The organism is Rhizobium sp. MHM7A (assembly GCF_005862215.1).
In the GTDB taxonomy this organism is placed as follows: Bacteria; Pseudomonadota; Alphaproteobacteria; order Rhizobiales; family Rhizobiaceae; genus Rhizobium; species Rhizobium bangladeshense.
Window position 1 is genome coordinate 487385 of sequence record NZ_VCHT01000002.1, and the last position, 19063, is coordinate 506447.

The 19063-nt window shown below is 60.6% G+C and carries 14 protein-coding genes; 10 read left to right on the forward strand and 4 right to left on the reverse strand.

Annotated features, from left to right (window positions below; translation table 11 throughout):
- Window positions 1-3: 3 nt before the first annotated feature.
- Both FFR93_RS10560 and pncA read right to left on the reverse strand, forming a co-directional pair.
- Entirely contained in the window at window positions 4-669 is a 666-nt protein-coding gene (locus tag FFR93_RS10560) for a dihydrofolate reductase family protein (RefSeq protein ID WP_064711562.1), read from the reverse strand.
- Between the two features lie 87 nt (window positions 670-756).
- Window positions 757-1383 (reverse strand): bifunctional nicotinamidase/pyrazinamidase, encoded by a 627-nt coding sequence (gene pncA, locus FFR93_RS10565; RefSeq protein ID WP_064706125.1) that lies wholly within the window; start codon window positions 1381-1383, stop codon window positions 757-759.
- Between the two features lie 370 nt (window positions 1384-1753).
- Here pncA and FFR93_RS10570 point away from each other — a divergent pair, with 370 nt between their 5' ends.
- The gene (locus FFR93_RS10570) at window positions 1754-2101 is read left to right on the forward strand and encodes a hypothetical protein (protein WP_064705569.1); all 348 of its coding nucleotides are present in this window, start codon (window positions 1754-1756) and stop codon (window positions 2099-2101) included.
- A 27-nt stretch (window positions 2102-2128) separates the two neighbouring features.
- Here the strand turns inward: FFR93_RS10570 and FFR93_RS10575 are convergent, their stop codons facing one another.
- A complete protein-coding gene (locus FFR93_RS10575) occupies window positions 2129-4606 on the reverse strand; it encodes a UvrD-helicase domain-containing protein (RefSeq protein ID WP_138393177.1) in 2478 nt (825 codons plus the stop codon).
- A 233-nt stretch (window positions 4607-4839) separates the two neighbouring features.
- Here FFR93_RS10575 and FFR93_RS10580 point away from each other — a divergent pair, with 233 nt between their 5' ends.
- The 9 genes from FFR93_RS10580 to FFR93_RS10620 all read left to right on the forward strand — a co-directional run bounded on the left by FFR93_RS10580 (window position 4840) and on the right by FFR93_RS10620 (window position 18560).
- Complete coding sequence (locus FFR93_RS10580; RefSeq protein WP_138393178.1) at window positions 4840-5316, forward strand: VOC family protein; 477 nt, start codon at window positions 4840-4842, stop codon at window positions 5314-5316.
- Between the two features lie 405 nt (window positions 5317-5721).
- Window positions 5722-7665: a PrkA family serine protein kinase gene (locus FFR93_RS10585; RefSeq protein WP_138393179.1), complete on the forward strand. Its 1944-nt coding sequence runs from the start codon at window positions 5722-5724 to the stop codon at window positions 7663-7665.
- A gap of 12 nt (window positions 7666-7677) precedes the next feature.
- The gene (locus FFR93_RS10590; RefSeq protein WP_064705565.1) at window positions 7678-8952 is read left to right on the forward strand and encodes a YeaH/YhbH family protein; all 1275 of its coding nucleotides are present in this window, start codon (window positions 7678-7680) and stop codon (window positions 8950-8952) included.
- A complete protein-coding gene (locus tag FFR93_RS10595) occupies window positions 8949-10502 on the forward strand; it encodes a SpoVR family protein (RefSeq protein ID WP_064711566.1) in 1554 nt (517 codons plus the stop codon). The genes FFR93_RS10590 and FFR93_RS10595 overlap by 4 nt, the downstream gene beginning before the upstream one ends.
- A gap of 273 nt (window positions 10503-10775) precedes the next feature.
- A complete protein-coding gene (locus FFR93_RS10600; RefSeq protein ID WP_138393180.1) occupies window positions 10776-11684 on the forward strand; it encodes an adenylate/guanylate cyclase domain-containing protein in 909 nt (302 codons plus the stop codon).
- Window positions 11685-11966: 282 nt separating this feature from the next.
- Window positions 11967-13178, forward strand: coding sequence for an efflux RND transporter periplasmic adaptor subunit (locus FFR93_RS10605; protein ID WP_138393181.1), 1212 nt, complete (start codon window positions 11967-11969; stop codon window positions 13176-13178).
- Window positions 13175-16330, forward strand: a complete 3156-nt coding sequence (locus tag FFR93_RS10610) for an efflux RND transporter permease subunit (RefSeq protein ID WP_138393182.1) — start codon at window positions 13175-13177, stop codon at window positions 16328-16330. The genes FFR93_RS10605 and FFR93_RS10610 overlap by 4 nt, the downstream gene beginning before the upstream one ends.
- A 271-nt stretch (window positions 16331-16601) precedes the next feature.
- Window positions 16602-17600, forward strand: coding sequence for a flagellin (locus tag FFR93_RS10615; protein ID WP_064705560.1), 999 nt, complete (start codon window positions 16602-16604; stop codon window positions 17598-17600).
- A gap of 294 nt (window positions 17601-17894) precedes the next feature.
- Window positions 17895-18560, forward strand: coding sequence for an OmpA family protein (locus FFR93_RS10620; protein WP_011426055.1), 666 nt, complete (start codon window positions 17895-17897; stop codon window positions 18558-18560).
- Between the two features lie 66 nt (window positions 18561-18626).
- Here FFR93_RS10620 and FFR93_RS10625 read toward each other — a convergent pair whose 3' ends face one another.
- Window positions 18627-19034 carry a DUF2000 family protein gene (locus tag FFR93_RS10625; protein WP_138393183.1) on the reverse strand — a complete coding sequence of 136 codons (408 nt, stop codon included), beginning with the start codon at window positions 19032-19034 and terminating at the stop codon, window positions 18627-18629.
- Window positions 19035-19063 lie beyond the last annotated feature (29 nt).

Below are 19063 nucleotides of genomic sequence, written 5' to 3' on the forward strand. Positions count from 1 at the left end.
TTATCAGCCCTCGCGCTTTATCCGCTCCCGGCGTGCGAGTTCGGCATGCGAGGGCTCGGCCATCGCGAAGCTGCCGGGTTTGACCTCGCCGGCACGCTCGTAGACGCTCATAATGACACCGGTCGTCGATACCGAGTTGGCGGTGAGCTTCAGCGCTTCCGGCTTCGCGCCATGGCCGAACAGACGCTTGCCGGGGCCGAGGATCACTGGGAAGGTCAGGAGCCGGAGTTCGTCGATCAGGTCATGCGCCAGCAGGGTTTGGAGGAGGCCGCTGCTGCCCTGCGTCAGGAGGTCGGGGCCGTCCTCCCGCTTCAACCGGGCGATTTCGGCGGCTACATCGCCGCGCAGCGCGATAGTATTTTCCCAAGTGAACGGCTCTTTGGAGGTGGTCGTGACATACTTGGTCGCGGCGCTGAAGGCTTTGCCGATGGGATCGTCTTCGCCGACATAGGGCCAATGGGCGGCGAAGATCTCGTAGGTCTTGCGGCCAAGCAGCAGCGCGAAGGGATCGGTGAAGATCCCGTCCATGAAGTGACCCATCGTCTCGTCCCAGTAGTTGGCGGTCCAGCCGCCAAGGGTGAAGCCGCCAGTCGGGTCCTCCTCAGGCGCACCGGGCGCCTGCATCACGCCATCCAGGCTCACAAAGGCTGCGGTCACAAGCTTTCTCATCTCTCTGCTCCCATGGTTGGTGTGTTCAGAGCCAAGGACGGATGGGCTTACGCAGACCCGACATTCCCGCGGTATTTTTTGCGTGGGTTAGCCGGCCAGAGCCTTGGCGCTGTCGATGATCGCGATGCCATGCGCCCGCATCTCGTCGATGGCGGCGGCGACGCCTTCGGGGGTGATGCCGCGGCTGGCGTCCTCGATGAAGCGCACCCGTATGCCCGGCATCATTTCCAGCGCATCCAGCGCGGAGAACTTGACGCAGTAATCGGTGGCGAGGCCGCAGACATCGAGATCGGTGACCCCCTGGTCTTCGAGGAAGTCGGAAAGCCCGGTGGAGGCATCCCGGTCATTGTCGCGGAATGCCGAATAGCTGTCGATCCTGGGATCCTCGCCCTTCTGCTGGATCAGGTCGATCTCTTCGGACCTCAGTTCCGGATGCAGTTCGGCGTCGAGCGTACCCTGGACACAGTGGTCGGGCCACATCATTTGCGGCTTGCCGGACAGTTCTCCCATCTCGAAAGGGGCGGCCCCCGGATGGGCGGATGCGAAGCTGCCATGGCCGGGCGGATGCCAGTCCTGGGAGGCGACGATCAGATCATATCTGCCGCTGTCGATCAGCCTGTTTGCGACGGGAACCACCTTGTCGCCGTCCGGTACCGGCAGATTGCCGCCCGGACAGAAACCGTTCTGGATATCGACGAGCAGCAGCGCTTTCATCAAGCCCAATCCCTTCGCGTTCTTGCAATGCAAATGCCGAATGCACCGAATACATCACTAGTGGATTTCCCGGCGCGGGCGCGCAAGTGTTAAATCTGGCACCAGCGGTAGCCGTCGGTCAAAAAAGTATTCGCTAATACAATCATAGCGATAGAGAGCGGAGGCTTTCCTCCGCAAGCGGCGGGAAAGAGAAGGGTGCTTTTGCGTTTTGCGGGTCGAGGCTCGCCGACAGAGGCTCTTTTCGTGGCCCGCTATCGTCGGTTACCGGCTCAGCCGTTGCGGCGCCTCTCCGGCGATGATGCTAGCTCGATCTTGCTCACGGCCGCGATTTCTGCCTTTCTTGCTCGAGACACAAGCCGGAACCGAAGCCATGTCCGAGCCTCAAGCAGATGAAAAGATCGATGCGACGTTCCGCAACGGCTCGCTGACGGCGACCGGGATCATTCTTGGTTTTTCCCTCAATTTCATCAGTCTCTGGGTGTCCAACCCGAACGACTGGAGTCGTATCGATCTGCTGCCGATGGTGTTCCTGACTGTCGGTATCGCCATTCAGGTGAAGGTGTTCGCCGATCTTTTGGCGCGCGACTCTCTGCTCGCCGCCAGATATGACCGGGCTCGTCAGCTGTTCCTGATCGGGCTGTCGATCGTCGCCGCCGGAATGGGGATCGCGCTGCTGAACGACATTCTCGGGCTCAGCAGCATGCGGATGTTCGGCTGACGATTCCTAAGCCGTACCGCCGCGCGGTCACACGCGCTCGACGAATCCGTCCAGCACCCGCTTCTGTCCGGCGCGGTCGAAATCGATCGTCAGCTTGTTGCCTTCGATGCCGGTGATGTTGCCATTGCCGAATTTCAGATGGAAGACCCGGTCGCCGAGGGTGAAGCGCGAGGGCTCGGAGGAAGTCGATTTCGCCACCAGTTCGCCGTCGATCGTGCGCCCCTTTGGGCCGCTTTCGCCATAGCCGATACGTTCGACGGCATGGCCGGAGCGGGTGCCCCAATTCTCGCGGGTGGCGTCAGTCCTGTTGGCTTGGGCGCGTTTCCAGCCGGGGGTGGAATAGGAGTTGGCGAAGGGTTCGGCCTTGTCGAAGCGAGACTGGCCGTAGCCGCCGCGGCCGTAACCACCGTAGCTCTGCTCCATTTCGGCGACCTCCACATGGGTCTCCGGCAGTTCGTCCAGGAAACGCGAAGGCAAGGTCGATTGCCAGAGGCCGTGGATGCGGCGGTTGGAGACGAACCAGATGTGGCAGCGGCGTTTGGCGCGGGTGATGCCGACATAGGCGAGGCGGCGCTCCTCCTCCAGGCCGGCGCGGCCGCTCTCATCCAGCGAGCGCTGGTGCGGAAAGAGGCCTTCTTCCCAGCCGGGCAGGAAGACGGTGTCGAATTCCAGGCCTTTGGCAGAATGCAGCGTCATGATCGAGACAGCGTCGAGGTTCTCGTTGGTCTCGGCGTCCATGACAAGGGAGACGTGCTCGAGAAAGCCGCGCATCGACTCGAAGCTCTCCATCGAGCGGATGAGTTCCTTTAAGTTTTCGAGGCGGCCGGGCGCTTCCGCGCTCTTATCGTTCTTCCACATGTCGGTATAGCCGGACTCTTCGAGGATCTGCTCGGCAAGTTCGGTATGCGGAGTGTTTTCAAGCAGTTCCTGCCATCGGCGGAAAGATTGAATCACGTCGAAGAGGGCCTTTCGCGCCTTCGGCTTCAGCTCGTCCGTCTCGATGATGTCGGCCGCTGCCGCAAGCATCGGAATGTCGCGAGCGCGAGCATAGTCATGCAGCGCACGCACCGTCGTGTCGCCGAGGCCGCGCTTCGGCGTGTTGATGATGCGTTCAAAGGCGAGGTCGTCGGCCGGCTGTGCGACGAGCCGGAAATAGGCCATGGTATCGCGGATCTCGAGGCGTTCATAGAAGCGCGGGCCGCCGATGACGCGATAGTTGAGGCCAAGGGTGACGAAGCGATCTTCGAATTCGCGCATCTGGAAGGAGGCGCGCACGAGGATCGCCATGTCGTTCAGCAGGTGCTTGCTGCGCTGGAGCTGCTCGATCTCCTCGCCGATGGCGCGGGCTTCCTCCTCGGAGTCCCAGGAGGCGTGGACCTGCACCTTGACGTCGTCCGGGTCGGCGCGATCGGTGAACAATGTCTTGCCCAAACGACCTTCATTATGGGCGATCAGGTGGGCGGCGGCACCCAGGATATGTTCGGTCGAGCGGTAGTTGCGCTCGAGCTTGATCACCTTAGCGCCGGGAAAATCCTTCTCGAAGCGAAGAATATTGTCGACCTCAGCGCCGCGCCAACCATAGATCGACTGGTCGTCGTCGCCCACGCAGCAGACATTCTGCGGCTCGCCCTTATTGCGCTGGGCCAGCAACCTCAGCCACATATATTGGGCGGTGTTTGTATCCTGATATTCGTCGACAAGGATATAACGGAAGCGGCCGTGATATTCCCTCAGGAGGTCCGGATTCTTGCGAAAGATCGCGATCGGATGCATCAGCAGGTCGCCGAAATCGCAAGCGTTGAGCGTCGACAAGCGCGCCTGATAGGCGAAATAGAGATCGCGGCCGCGGCCATTGGCGAAGGCGCGGGCGTCGCCTTCGGGAATATCGGCGGGGCCGAGGCCCTTGTTCTTCCAAGTGTCGATCATGCCGGCGAACTGCTTGGCCGGCCAGCGCTTGTCGTCGAGGCCCTCGGCCTGGATCAGCTGCTTGATCAGACGGACGACGTCATCGGTGTCGAGGATGGTGAAATCGGAGCTGAGGCCGACCAGCTCGGCATGGCGGCGCAGCAGTTTGACGCCGATCGAATGGAAGGTGCCGAGCCATGGCATGCCTTCGACGGCGCCGCCGACGAGCAGGGCGATGCGCTCCTTCATCTCGCGCGCGGCCTTGTTGGTAAAGGTGACGGCGAGGATCTGTGAAGGGAAGGCGCGGCCGGTATTGAGAATATGGGCGATCCGTGTCGTCAGCACGCGCGTCTTGCCGGTGCCGGCGCCGGCGAGCACGAGGACCGGGCCTTCAAGTGTTTCGACTGCTTCCGTCTGCTCGGGATTGAGGCCCGCGAGATAATCCGGCCGCTTACCGCCGTCGCGTGCCGCCATGGCGCGGGCGGCAATACCGCCGCCGGCGGCGGGTCTTCCGGCAGCCGCGACAAACGGCTGCGGCTTGCGCGCCACGTCGCCCGGTTCTTCGTCGAAGAAGGGAATATCGTCGAAACTATTGCTCATGGCGCGTAATGTAGTGATTCGGGAAGGAAAGACCAGAAAAGATGTTCTGCTTTCATTCTGGAATCACCGCTATTGCAGACGGATGCGGGCGGCAGGCCGCCGTGGGTGCGGCTGCTGTCTTGTGCGGGTGAGCGGCAAAAAATCCGATTCCAGCCTGTCGGAACCGGCGCCGACCAGACGTCCTTGAAGCATCGGATGGGAGTCCGGGATCCTAGCCAACAAGGAGGCTGTCTATGGCGAAGGTCATTTCAAATCTCTGGTTCGCGGAGCAGGCGCGCGAAGCCGTCGAATTCTACGTGTCGATCATTCCGGATTCCAGCATTGGCCGCACCACCATACTTCCGGCGGAAACGCCCAGCGGTCCTCCCGGCAGCGTCGAGCTGATCGAGTTCACGCTTGGCGGCCAGGCGTTTCTGGCGATGAAGGCCGGTCCGCTCGACAGCTTCAACCATTCCTTTTCGATCGCCATCCTTCTGGAAAGCCAGGCGGAGATCGACCGGATATGGGATGCCTTCCTCGCCAATGGTGGCACGCCGGAGGCCTGCGGCTGGCTGAAGGATCGCTGGGGTCTTTCCTGGCAGATCGTGCCACGCGCTCTCTCCGAGATGATCGCCGATGAAGATCGCGAGCGGGCAAGGCGCGTCACCGAAGTCATGCTCGGCATGGTCAAGATTGATGTGGCTGAGCTGGAGAAGGCGTTCAACGGCTAAAAGCCCGAGAAGCGCATGAACGAATTATACCGGGCGGATGGTGACGTTCGCCCCGTTCCATCCTGTGGGAGCGCGCTGGCTGCTCCGCTCTGAGAGCCGGCTTGCTCTCACTGGCGGCCAAGGCCGATTTTCCACAGCTCGAATCACGGGCGCCATTGCACACCTTTTTGACATTCATGTCACGTCGCTAAATGTGCTGATATCGCAATGACCCTTTTCTCAACTACAATGAGAAACAGTTTCGTGGAGTAAAAAAATTACCGGTGCATGCACAATTTTGTGCATTGCTACAAACCGCCGGTCGGCGTCGAATATACCTACGAAACTATTGATTCTTAGGAACGCCGTGGCCATCTCGATGGTTATACGGCTTAGAGCCTGCGGCATAACCTTAATGGAGGTCCCATGCTGAGTGAATCCGTATTCGATGCGTTTACCCGCAGTTATGAAGCACGCCGCGAAAGCGACATGTCGGTTTCGGAATATCTCGATCTCTGCAAAACCGAGCCGATCGCCTATGCCAACGCGACCGAGCGTTTGCTCGCTGCAATAGGCGAACCGCAGATGGTGGATACCGCCAGGGACGCGCGCCTCGGCAGGATCTTCATGAACAGGACCATCCGGGTTTATCCCGCCTTTGCCGGCTTTCACGGCATGGAAGAGACAATCGAACGCATCGTTTCCTTCTTTCGGCATGCGGCACAGGGGCTCGAGGAGCGCAAGCAGATTCTTTATCTGCTCGGTCCGGTCGGCGGCGGCAAGTCCTCGCTCGCGGAGCGGCTGAAGCAGTTGATGGAGGTTCATCCGATCTACGTGCTGAAGGCGGGTGAAGAAATCAGTCCCGTATTCGAAAGCCCGCTCAACCTCTTCGATCCGGAGACGATGGGCTCGCTCCTGCAGGAGCAGTACGGCATCCCGCTGCGGCGTCTGCACGGATTGATGAGCCCGTGGTGCCTAAAGCGGCTCGACGATTTTGGAGGCGATATCTCGCGATTCCGCGTCGTCAGGATACAACCTTCGCGATTGCGCCAGATCGCAATTGCAAAGACCGAGCCTGGAGATGAGAACAATCAGGACATCTCCTCGCTGGTCGGCAAGGTCGATATCCGCAAGCTGGAAACCTACTCCCAGAACGATCCCGACGCCTACAGCTATTCGGGTGGGCTGAACCGCGCTAATCAGGGCATCCTCGAATTCGTCGAAATGTTCAAGGCCCCGATCAAGATGCTGCATCCGCTGCTGACGGCAACGCAGGAGGGCAATTATATCGGCTCCGAGAATATCGGCGCCATACCTTTCTCCGGTATCGTCCTTGCTCATTCGAATGAGGCGGAGTGGCAGACTTTCAAGGCCAACAAGAACAATGAGGCGTTCATCGACCGTATCTGCGTAATCAAAGTGCCCTATTGCCTGAGGGTGACGGAGGAACAGAAGATCTACGAAAAGCTGATTGAGGGATCGGAGCTGGCGGACGCACCCTGCGCTCCGGCAACGCTCGAAATGCTGGCGCGTTTCTCCGTCCTTTCGCGGCTTCGCAAACACGAGAACTCGACGTTCTTCTCGAAGATGCGCACCTATGATGGTGAGAGCCTGAAGGAAAGCGATCCGCGCGCCCGCAGCGTCCAGGAATACCGGGATGCTGCCGGCATCGACGAAGGCATGGACGGAATATCGACCCGCTTCGCCTTCAAGGTCCTCGCGTCCACCTTCAATCACGATACAACGGATATCGGTGCCGATCCTGTCCATCTGATGTATGTGCTGGAACAGGCGATCCGTCGCGAGCAGTTTCCCGATGATGTCGAGAAGCGGTATCTGGAATTCATCAAGGCCGATCTGGCGCCACGCTACGCAGAGTTCATTGGCAACGAGATTCAGAAGGCCTATCTTGAATCCTATGCGGACTACGGACAGAATTTGTTCGACCGCTATGTTGATTATGCCGATGCCTGGATCGAAGATGTGGACTTCAAGGATCCCGATACTGGCCAGCTTCTCGACCGCGAGCTCCTCAACCAGGAGCTGACGAAGATCGAAAAGCCGGCGGGAATCGCCAATCCGAAGGATTTCCGAAACGAAATCGTCAAGTTCTCGCTGAGATCGCGGGCAGCCAACGGCGGAAAAAATCCGTCATGGACGAGCTACGAGAAAATCCGGGAAGTCATCGAGAAACGTATGTTCTCGCAGGTCGAAGATCTCTTGCCGGTCATTTCCTTCGGGTCGAAGAAGGATTCGGAAACAGAAAAGAAGCATAGCGAATTCGTCTCGCGCATGGCCGCGCGAGGTTACACGGAACGGCAGGTTCGGCGCCTTGTCGAATGGTACATGCGCGTCAAACAGGCAAGTTAATGCGGAGCCATTATGCACATTGTCGACCGGCGGCTAAATCCGCGCGGTAAAAGTCTGGAAAATCGTCAGCGGTTCCTTCGACGCATGAAGGGAGCCGTGCAGCAGGCGGTGAAACGTTCTCTGCAAAATCGAAACATTCGAGACGTGCTCGACGGTGGGGAGATCAGCCTGCCGATCGATGGGATGGCCGAACCAAGCTTTCGACGGGGCGAAGGCGGCATCGCCGACCACATCCTGCCAGGAAACCGGGCTTTCGTCGAAGGGGACATCATTCCGCGGCCGCCGGGCGGGAAGGGGGGGAAACCAAAAGATGCAGGCGAAGGCGACGGTGAGGATGGCTTCCGTTTCGTCCTGACGCGGGAGGAATTCCTCGATGTGTTCCTTGACGACCTCGAATTGCCAGACCTTGCCAAGCGGCGTCTAGCCGAAACCGAGGAGGAAACGCCGTTCCGCGCCGGCTATTCCGTATCTGGATCGCCCTCCAACATTGCGGTCGGTCGCACCACGAAGCTTGCGATGATGCGCCGCGTTGCTCTTGGCCGCCCACGCCGCGAAGAGATCGAAGCCCTGCAGCGGCAGATCGAGGAATGCGAGGACGACGAGAACCGTCTGGCGCTTGAGGCAAAACTGAAATCCCTCACGGAAAAAAGCCGACGCATTCCCTATATCGATCCGCTCGACGTTCGATACCGCCGATTCGAAAACGAGCCGAAGCCCGTCGCCAAAGCGGTGATGTTCTGCCTGATGGACGTTTCGGGCTCCATGTCCGAGCACATGAAGGACCTTGCGAAGCGGTTCTATCTGCTGCTCTATCTTTTCCTGTCGAAGCGCTACAAGAAAGTGGAAATCGTCTTCATCCGCCACACCGACAGGGCTGAGGAGGTCGATGAGGAAACCTTTTTCTACGGTCCGGCGACCGGCGGTACCTTGGTGTCCAGTGCGCTGGCGGCAATGCGGGCGATCATCGCGGCGCGATTCGACCCGGCTGAGTGGAACATCTATGGCGCCCAGGCATCGGACGGCGACAACGCCCATTCGGACGGAAATCTGACCGGACAGCTGTTGCGCGAAATTTTGCCATTGTGCCAGTATTTCGCGTATATCGAGGTCGGCGAGGAAGGCGGCGATTCTTCAGTGTCGCGGTCGCCCCTCTGGATGCTCTATGACGGGATCCGTTCCGAACCGCTGCCGCTTTCGATGCGCAAGGTCTGCCGGCGCAGCGAGATATTCCCAGTTTTCCACGATCTCTTCCAGAAACGTGACGCACAGTCGAGGGTGACGCCATGACCATGACGGTGAGGCCAAGAGAGCGGCTCTTGTTCGAGGGGGCCGACTGGGACTTTGCTACGCTCCAGCGCATCCACGATGCGTGCGAGGAGATCGCTCTCGGTGAACTCGGCCTCGATGTCTATCCGAACCAGATCGAGGTCATCACATCGGAGCAGATGCTGGATGCCTATTCCTCAACCGGCATGCCGCTCTTCTACCGCCATTGGTCCTTCGGAAAACATTTTGCGCATCATGAAACCTTCTACCGCCGCGGGATGCGCGACCTTGCCTACGAAATCGTTATCAACAGCTCTCCATGCATCTCCTATCTGATGGAGGAGAACACGGCGACGATGCAGACGCTCGTCACCGCCCATGCGGCCTTCGGCCACAATCACTTCTTCAAGAACAACTATCTCTTCAAGCTCTGGACCGATGCGGAAGGAATTCTCGATTACCTAGATTTCGCCAAGGGTTATATCATCCGCTGCGAAGAGCGTTATGGCGAGACGGCCGTCGAAAGGACGCTCGACGCGGCGCATGCGCTGATGTCGCATGGGGTGCATCGATATGCCGGCAAGACCACCATTGACCTTCGCCAGGAAGAGAAGCGGGAGCAGGAGCGTCGTGCCCACGAGGAGCAGATGTTCAACGACCTGTGGCGCACGGTTCCCGTTGGCAAGGCGAAGAAGGCGGGTGACATCGGCTTGGAAAAGCGGCGTGCCGCGCTCGGTCTTCCGCAGGATAACATCCTCTATTTTCTCGAGAAGTCCGCGCCGAGGCTGCAGCCGTGGCAGCGCGAGATCCTTCGCATCGTCCGCCATGTCGCGCAATATTTTCATCCCCAGCGGCAGACCAAGGTGATGAATGAGGGAACCGCCACCTTCGTGCATTACCAGATCATGAACCGGCTTCACGAACGCGGGCAGATCAGCGACGGGAGCTTCCTCGAATTCCTCAAGTCGCACGCCAATGTTGTCTTCCAGCCAAATTACGACGACCGTCGTTTCTCGGGCTTCAATCCCTATGCGCTTGGTTTTGCGATGATGCAGGACATCGAGAGGATCGTCACGAAGCCGACGGAAGAGGACCGGGCATGGTTTCCCGATATCGCGGGGCGAGGCGATGCGATGGGGGTCCTGCGCGACGTCTGGGCGAATTATCGGGACGAAAGTTTCATCAGCCAGTTCCTGAGCCCGAACCTGATCCGCCGGTTGCGGCTGTTTCATCTCTACGACGACCCGGAACAGACCGAAGGCGTGCTGGTTTCGGCAATTCACAATGAGCGCGGCTATCTGCGCATTCGCCGCCAGCTCTCCCGTGAATACGACATCGGCTGGACCGATCCGGCAATCGATATCGTCGATGTCGATCTCGCCGGCGACCGTCGGCTGTTGCTGCAGCACATCGTCATGAACGGCTGCTATCTGCAGGAAAGCGACACAAAGCTCGTGCTGCAGCATCTCGCCGATCTCTGGGGCTACGACGTCTTGCTTCAGGAAATCGACGGTTCGAACACCGTGGCGAGGGAGCACGCGGCGACCCCGCGCAAGATTGTTCAGTCATAGCGTTTTCCCTGAGGCGCCGGATTGGAAACGCCTGGCGGCCTGTGTTGGGTTGGGTTTTGCCCGCATTTCAGAGTCTTCAAAGGTCGATGACTGGGCGAGCTAAAGAAGCTGAACCGGTAACGTTCGGACATAATGGGTCTGATTGGCAATTATCGGTGGCAACAATGGCAAAGCCTTCGTAATCTGCCGCTGCTGCGATCGCTCCATCGATCTCCTTAACCGGATTCAGCCTTTGCAGCATCTTCCGGGTCGGAGAGCGCGGGAAGAGTGACCATGGGTGAAACGCGGCGGAAGCTGACGACTATCTTCTGTGCTGACGTGCAGGACTATACGCGGCTGATGGGGGCCGACGAGGAGGGGACGCTGGCGACCCTGAAGCGCTGCCGCGACGCGATGGGGCATTTGATCGAAAGCCATGGCGGTCGTGTCGTCAACACCTGGGGCGACGGGCTGATCGCAGATTTTCCGAGCGTCGTCGAAGCGGTGCGCGCGGCCGTCGATACCCAGAACGAACTTGCCGGCTTCAATGCCGGCCGCCCGAGCGACGGGCGCATGCTCTTCCGCATCGGCATCAATCTCGGCGACGTGATCGTCGAAGGCGACGACATCTATGGCGATGGCGTCAATATCGCAGCGCGGCTGCAGACGTCGGCGGCGCCGGGCGGCATCGTCATATCGAGCACCGTATATGATCAGGTGCGCAACAAAGTGGCGGTTGGTTTCGAGTTTCTCGGGCCGCTGATGGTAAAGAACGTCGACCAGGGCGTGCCGAGCTATGCGGTCAGAATCGGCGGCGGAGGCGAGGAGGCGGCGCCTGCCGAGAGAGCCGCTGCCCGACCGCAGCCGGCCTCCGCCAGCATGGACGCGGCAAGGCCCGTTTCCGGCGGACGAAGGCTGTTTGCCGTGTTCGGCGTCATCGCCGCGGTGCTGATTGGCATCAATCTCCTGTCGTGGCAGGGCGTTTTCTGGGCGCGCTTTCCCCTACTTGTGCTCGCCGTCGTTGCGGCGCTCGCCTGGAATCGCGACCAGACCTGGTTCGACCGCAAGACAGCCGCCTTCGCGATCGTGGCGCTCGGTATTATCGGCATTAATATGCTCACCTGGGAAGGCCGCTTTTGGGCGGTCTGGCCGACGCTCGGGCTGGCGGCGGCGGCTGGCCTGCGATGGTCATTGCGTCGCTAGACCTGTCACTGGTTTTACCGCGTAATCTGCCTCGCAATCAGTGACGTCAAGAGGTTTTCCAGCTTCGTTCAAGCAAAAGTGAGCGGCTGGGCTATTTCCATTCTTTGCTGGTATTACAAATCGGTAATCCCGGGTGCTTATGCTTGCTGTTAAGCTGTAAACGCGCGATATTGTCGCATCAGACGGCATCAAGATCCTTGGATGCATATCCTCGGGATTTTGGTCCCGCAGCGCCTCTTTCGACCGGCCCTGGTCCAACCTCGAGTCCCTCCGGAGACGTGAATGGCCTTTTGGAAGCAGTTTGTACTTTCTCTCATTGTTATCATTGCCGGCTTTTCCGCGTGGGTTTCCTTCGCGCCCGGCGCCGGCGATACGATGCGCGATGCAGGCATTCCGGAGAGCCTCGTTTCCATGATCGCGCCGAAGGCCTACGAGACGGCCGATGCCGGTGCTCCGGCCGGGGCGCGAGGCCAGCGGCCCGATGGGGCTGAGGATCAAGGACAGAACCGCCGCAGCGGCGGCGGGCGCAACAGCGCCATTCTCGTCGTGACCCAGGCGGTCGTTCATGGCGTCGTCAACGACCGGCTGAACGCCATCGGGACGGGCGATGCGATCCGTTCCGTCGCGGTGACGCCGCAGGCGTCGGGGACGATCCGCGAAATCCTCATCAAATCCGGCGACAAGGTGAAGGCCGACCAGGTGATCGCCAAGCTCGACAGCGAGGAGCAGGTGATTGCCCGGGGCCAGGCGGATGTGGCGGTGAAGGCCGCAGTCGAGAAGTCTAATCTCTATCACAACATCAAGTCCAGCGTATCGCGCATGGACGTGTTCGATTCCGAGATCGCCGAGCAGGGCGCGCGGCTGCAGCTCCAGGCCGCAGAGCTCAATCTCGCACGGCGCAATATCACGGCTCCGATCGACGGCATCGTCGGCATCGTGCCGGTCAATATCGGCGACAACGTCACGACGACCACGCCGATCGTGACGCTTGACGACCGATCGGAAATCCTCGTCGATTTCTGGGTGCCGGAGCGCTTCGCCAACACGGTCGAGGTGGGCCAGCCGGTCGAGGCGATGTCGGTGGCCAAGCCGGGGCAGGTGTTTTTCGGAGTGGTCGAGGCGGTGGACAACCGCATCGATGCGGCCAGCCGGACGCTGCGCCTGCGCGCCAGGATCGATAATTCCTCGGACGAGCTGCGCGCGGGCATGTCCTTCAGCGTCAGCATGAAATTTCCCGGCGATAAATACCCGGCGGTCGATCCGCAGTCTGTGCAGTGGGATTCGCAAGGGTCCTTCGTCTGGAGGGTCACCGACGACAAGTCGCACAAGGTTCGCGTGAGCATCGTGCAACGCAATCCTGATTTCATTCTCGTCAAGGCCGACCTTAAGGACGGCGACAAGATCGTGACTCAGGGCCTGCAGCGCGTGCGCGAGGGCGGGGCAGTGCGCGTCACTGCAGATGTCGCCTCGAGCGGGGAGGTCGCGACCCAATGAGTGTGACCGAACTGCCTCAGGACCGAGCGTCGGGCAAGCAGAGCTTCACCGCGCTTTTCGTTCGTCGGCCGATCCTGGCGCTGGTGTTCAACACGCTGATGGTCGTCGCCGGCCTTGCGGCTTATGTCGGCGTCGAAGTGCGCGAACTGCCCGATGTGGACCGCCCCGTCGTCACCGTGCGCACCACCTTCGACGGCGCATCGCCGCAGACGATCGACCAGGAACTGACAAAGGTCATCGAAGGCGCGGTCGCCCGCGTCAGTGGCCTGAAATCAATCTCGTCCACTTCTTCCTTCGGCCAGAGCAGAGTGACGCTGGAATTCTCCGATAAGATCGACCTCGCGGTCGCCGCCAACGACGTGCGAGATGCGATCGGCCGCATCACCCAGAACCTGCCCGAGGAGGCGGATGCGCCGCAGATCGTCAAGGCGGATTCGGATTCCTCTGCGATCATGCGCCTTGCCGTCACCTCCACCAAGCTCAACATGGACGATCTGACGCAGCTCGTCGAGAATGAGGTGATCGATCGGCTGGCTTCTGTCGATGGCGTGGCCGACGTCGAGGAATATGGCGACCAGGAGAAGGTCTTCCGCGTCGATGTCGACCAGGGCGCGCTTGCGAGCCGAGGGCTGACGATCGGCGACCTGACGAAGGCGCTTGACAATGCCGCACTCGACGTGCCGGCTGGTTCGCTGAAGAGCACGACGCAGGACATCGTCGTACGCGCCACCGCCAACCTGCAGACGCCGGCGGATTTCTCGAATGTGATGCTGCAGGATCGCGTCCGGCTCGGCGATGTCGCGACGGTGACGCTCGGGCCGCGTGACGGCGATACCGCGCTGCGCTCCAACGGCAAACCCGGCATCGGCCTCGGCATCATCCGCCAGGCGCAGTCGAATACGCTCAATATCTCGACCGGCATCAAGGCTGCCGTCGAGCAACTGTCGAGAACGCTGCCCGAGGGAACGACGATCGCCATCACCAGCGACGACGCCGTCTTCATCCAGGGCGCGATCCATGAGGTGGTGCTGGCGCTGGTGCTCGCCGCCGTCATCGTCACTGCCGTCATCTACCTCTTCCTGCGCGACTGGCGGGCGACGCTGATCCCTGCCGTCAGCATGCCTGTGGCGCTGATCGGGACCTTGGCTGCGATCTACATGGTCGGCTTCTCGATCAATATCCTGACGCTGCTCGCCATCGTGCTGGCGACCGGCCTCGTCGTCGACGACGCGATTGTGGTGCTTGAAAACATCGTGCGGCGGCGCGCCGAGGGCATGGGGCCGCGCGCGGCCGCCGTACTCGGTACGCGCGAGGTGTTCTTCGCCGTCATCGCGACGACGGCGACGCTCGCTGCAGTCTTCATACCCCTCTCTTTCCTGCCGGGACAGGTCGGCGGCCTGTTCCGCGAATTCGGTTTTGTGCTCGCCTTCTCGGTCGGGCTATCGTCGATCGTGGCGCTGACATTGTGCCCGATGCTCGCCTCGCGCATGCTGACGAAGCCGATGATCGAGGATCACGGGGCGCTCGGCCGCTTCGGCGGCGCGCTCGCCCGTCTCTACAAATGGGCACTGCACGGCTGCCTCAACGCTCCCTTCGTCGTGATCCTGTTCTCGGTCATCTTCGCCGGTGCGGCGCTCGTCGCCTTCTCCACCGTCAAGAGTGAGCTGACGCCGGAAGAGGACCGGTCGCTGGTGATGATGCGGCTGACGACGCCGCAGGGATCGAGCCTCGAATATACCCGCGACAAGATGCAGCTAGTCGAGGAATATCTGCAGCCGCTGGTCGACAGCGGCGACATTCGCAACGTCTTCTCGATCTCCGGCCAGGGCGGTTCGCTGAACAGCGGCTTCATGGTGCTGACACTTGCGCCATGGGGAGAGCGCCACCGGACGCAGGCGGAGATTGTCGGCGATATCAATCAGGCGGCCGCCAAGGTGCCGGCGCTACGCGGCAACGCCATTTCATCCAACAGCCTGCGCATCCGCGGTGCCGGCAGCGGCGTGCAGATGGCGCTGGTCGGTAATGATCACGAGGCGTTGACGGCGGCCGCCGCCAAGCTGGTGCAGGCGCTCGACGCCACCGGCCAATATGACACGCCGCGCCTAACCAACGAGCCCAGCCAGGCGCAGGTATCGGTGGCGATTGACCGTGAGCGCGCCTCGGATCTCGGCATCGACATTACCGGGCTTTCGACTGCGATCCAGTCGCTGCTCGAAGGGCGCTCGGTGGTTGATGTCTTCGTCGATGGCGAATCCTATCCCGTGCTGCTGACCTCGACGACGCGGCCGATCGACGATCCGACTGATCTCGAAAACGTGTTCCTGAAAACCGGCGACGGCAAGATCGTGCCGATGTCGGTCATCGCCACGATGAAGGAAGGTTCGGTCGCGCCGCAGCTGAACCGAGAGCAGCAGCTCGCCTCCGTCGCTATCACCGCCGGCCTAAAGAACGGCATGTCGCTCGGCGATGCCGTCAGACAGGTGACCGAGCTCGCCGAGCCGCTGCTGCCGCCAGGCGCTCGTCTGCTGCCGCTTGCGGAAGCTGCAACGTTGGAAGAGAATTCGAACGGCATGGCTCTGACCTTCGGCTTTGCCATCGTCATCATCTTCCTGGTGCTGGCGGCGCAGTTCGAAAGCGTGCTGTCCTCGCTGATCATCATGTCGACCGTGCCGCTCGGTCTTGCCTGCGCCGTCTTCGCATTGATCATCACCGGCTCTAGCCTCAACATTTACAGCCAGATTGGCCTCGTGCTTCTCGTCGGCGTCATGGCCAAAAACGGCATTCTGATCGTCGAATTCGCCAATCAGCTGCGCGACAAGGGCGAGGACGTGCGATCCTCGATCGAGAAGGCCTGCGCACTGCGCCTTCGCCCTGTGATGATGACGATGATCGCCACCATCCTCGGCGGTGTGCCCCTGGTCTTTGCCCATGGCGCGGGTGCGGAAGCGCGCGTGGCGCTCGGGTGGGTGATCGTCGGTGGCCTCGGCTTCGCCACGCTGGTGACGCTGTTCATCACGCCGGTCGCCTATCTCCTCGTTGCGCGCTTCGCCAAGCCGCACGCCCATGAGGAAGCGCGCCTGCACGAAGAAATGTCGGTGGCGACAAGGCCGCGTCCGACGCCTGACGAGGAGCGGCTGCAGGCCGCCGAATAAGCTTTCCGTTCGAGTTGAACGCGCCCGTCGGACCTCGTTTCGGCGCTGCCCCTTATGGTGTATGAACCGTTGCGAAATAGGATAAATTTCGTCCGAAGATTAGCCGTTTGTTAAGTATAAACGGCAATGATCGTGACCAGGAACCGACTGGTCTTCTTCGTTTTTGAAGGCTGCAATGCGCTGGAGGCCCAGCGACCCCGGACATGAGTGTCTGCGCGGAAGGTTCATTCCTGTTCTGTTGCGTTCTGTTGTGTTTTTGGAGTTTAGTTCCGTGAGTCTTTATCAGCGCGTCTCCGTTGATGCGGCGCTCTATGTGCTGCGTGATATCAATCGCAATATGACCGTGACGCAGAACCACATAACGACAGGTATGCGTGTCGCGAAAGCGGCTGACAACGCCGTTTACTGGTCGATCGCTACCACCGCACGCACAGACAACAAGGCCGTTTCGGCGATCCAGGACGCGCTCGGCATGGCGGCTGCCACGATGGGGACGGCCTATACCGGCGTCCAGAACGTCATCGATGTCGTCTCCGAGATCAAGGCCAAGCTTGTCGCCGCCACCGAGGAAGGGGTCGATAAGAACAAGATCAATGAAGAGCTCAAGCAGTTGCAGGAGCAACTGCGCAGCGTTTCGGAATCGGCGAGTTTCAACAGCGACAACTGGGTGATCCTCAACAATGACGCGACGCCGACGCAGCCGCGGCAGATCCCGGCGTCCTTTATCCGCAATGCCGACGGCACGATTTCAATCGGCATGCTGAGCTACCACATCGACAACACGCCTGTGGGGGCGACGACTTCCAAGGACGCGCGCTACCTGATCGACGACCGCGCCACCGGCTCGGGCGAATACGGCGTGCTGACCTCGGCCTATTTCGCCACGGAGCTCGGGGCCGCGCAGAACTACGTGCTGATGACCAGCAAAAACGGCAGCACAGCAGGGCAGGTCGTCATTTCGCTATCGGCAACCACGACGCAAGGCCAGATCGGCCAGATGATCAGCGTTGTCGATGCCGCACTGACGCAGCTGACGACAGTCGGATCGGCATTCGGGGCGCTGGAAAAACGCATCGAGCTGCAGAACGACTTCGCCACCCAGCTGCACGACAACATCACCGCCGGCATCGGCAGGCTCGTCGACGCCGATATGGAGGAAGAGTCGAGCAGGCTCAGGGCGCTGCAGACGCAGCAACAGCTCGGCCTGCAATCGCTGAATATCGCCAACGCGACCTACGATACCGTCAGGCAGCTGTTCCAGAATTTTTAAGGGTGTGATTGGACGCTGGAGCGGTGCTGCACTGTCTATTCGACTACCAGGATACCAGCGCTCGACTTGGAGGGCGTGCCAACCCACTCTCCCTCATTCCTGTGACGAGCACAGGAATGAGGGAGAGAAGCGGGAGCTCCCACAATGCGCTTAAAATCTGGTGATATCAGCGCATCGCTGCAACATGGCTGCTGTTTCGGCGCCTGAAATTCCCCTATCAAGAGAACTCTTCATTTTCTTGCCTTAATCCTTGCCATTTGCTCGCATCAGTTTTGAACGGAGACCATCCTGTCCATGATCAAGAAATTCGTACTTCTGGCTGTCGCGGCAAGCTATCTCAGCGCCTGCACGACCACCGATCCCTATACTGGTGAGCAGAAGGTTTCCAATACGGCGGGCGGTGCGGCGCTCGGCGCGCTCGGCGGCGCTCTCGTCGGCGTTGCCGTCGGCGGCGGCGGCCACGGCAAGCGCAATGCGGCGCTGATCGGCGCCGGTATCGGGGCGCTGGCCGGCGGCGCAATCGGCAACTACATGGACCAGCAGGAAGCTGAGCTTCGCGCCCAGCTCGAAGGCACCGGCATTTCGGTAACGCGAAACGGCGACAACATCATCCTCAACATGCCTTCGAACATCACCTTCGACGTCGACCAGGACGCGGTGAAACCGGGCTTCTATCCCACGCTGAATTCGGTGGCGATCGTACTGCGCAAATTCAACCGCACGCTGATCGACGTCAACGGCCATACGGATTCGACCGGCAGCCTGCAGCATAACCAGGACCTGTCGCAGCGCCGCGCGCTGTCGGTTGCCGATTACCTCGGTGGTCAGGGCATCGACCAGCGCCGCGTCTCCGCCGTCGGCTTCGGCCCGTCCCAGCCCGTCGCCTCCAACGCTTCCGAGGCCGGCCGCGCGCAGAACCGCCGCGTCGAGATCCAGATCGCGCCGATCACGCAAGGTTGAGCCGGCGCTCTTTCAGACATGAGGGGGCCGGGCCATCGCCCGGCCTCCTTCGTTTCTGCCTATGCGTCAATGCTGCATCGTCGCACCCTTGGTGATCTTGTCGACGATCTTCTTGTCGGCGCGTAAGGCAATACCGACGACCTTGGCGTCGTCGGGGGCATATTCGGCGAAGACGGCGCGGTTGGCGGCATCGTGGCCGGTGGCAAACATTTCCTCGATGAAGATGGAGGGGGTTACCTCGCGCTCGAGCGCGCGACGGTGAATCATCGATATGGTCGCTTCGTCGGCCGACAAGACGATGATCGGCTGGATCGAAAGCGGGTTGTAAAAATTGCCGGCGCGATCCTTGTAAGGCTCCCCAATGATTTCGGGATATTGTCCGGCGATGCCTGTCGAAAGGAAGGCTGTGACGTTCAGCTTCTGCCAGCCAGCAAGATTGTTTCGCAGGACGATCGCAATTTTGGTATCAAACATTACAGTCTCTCTCATCAGGGTATCGAAAC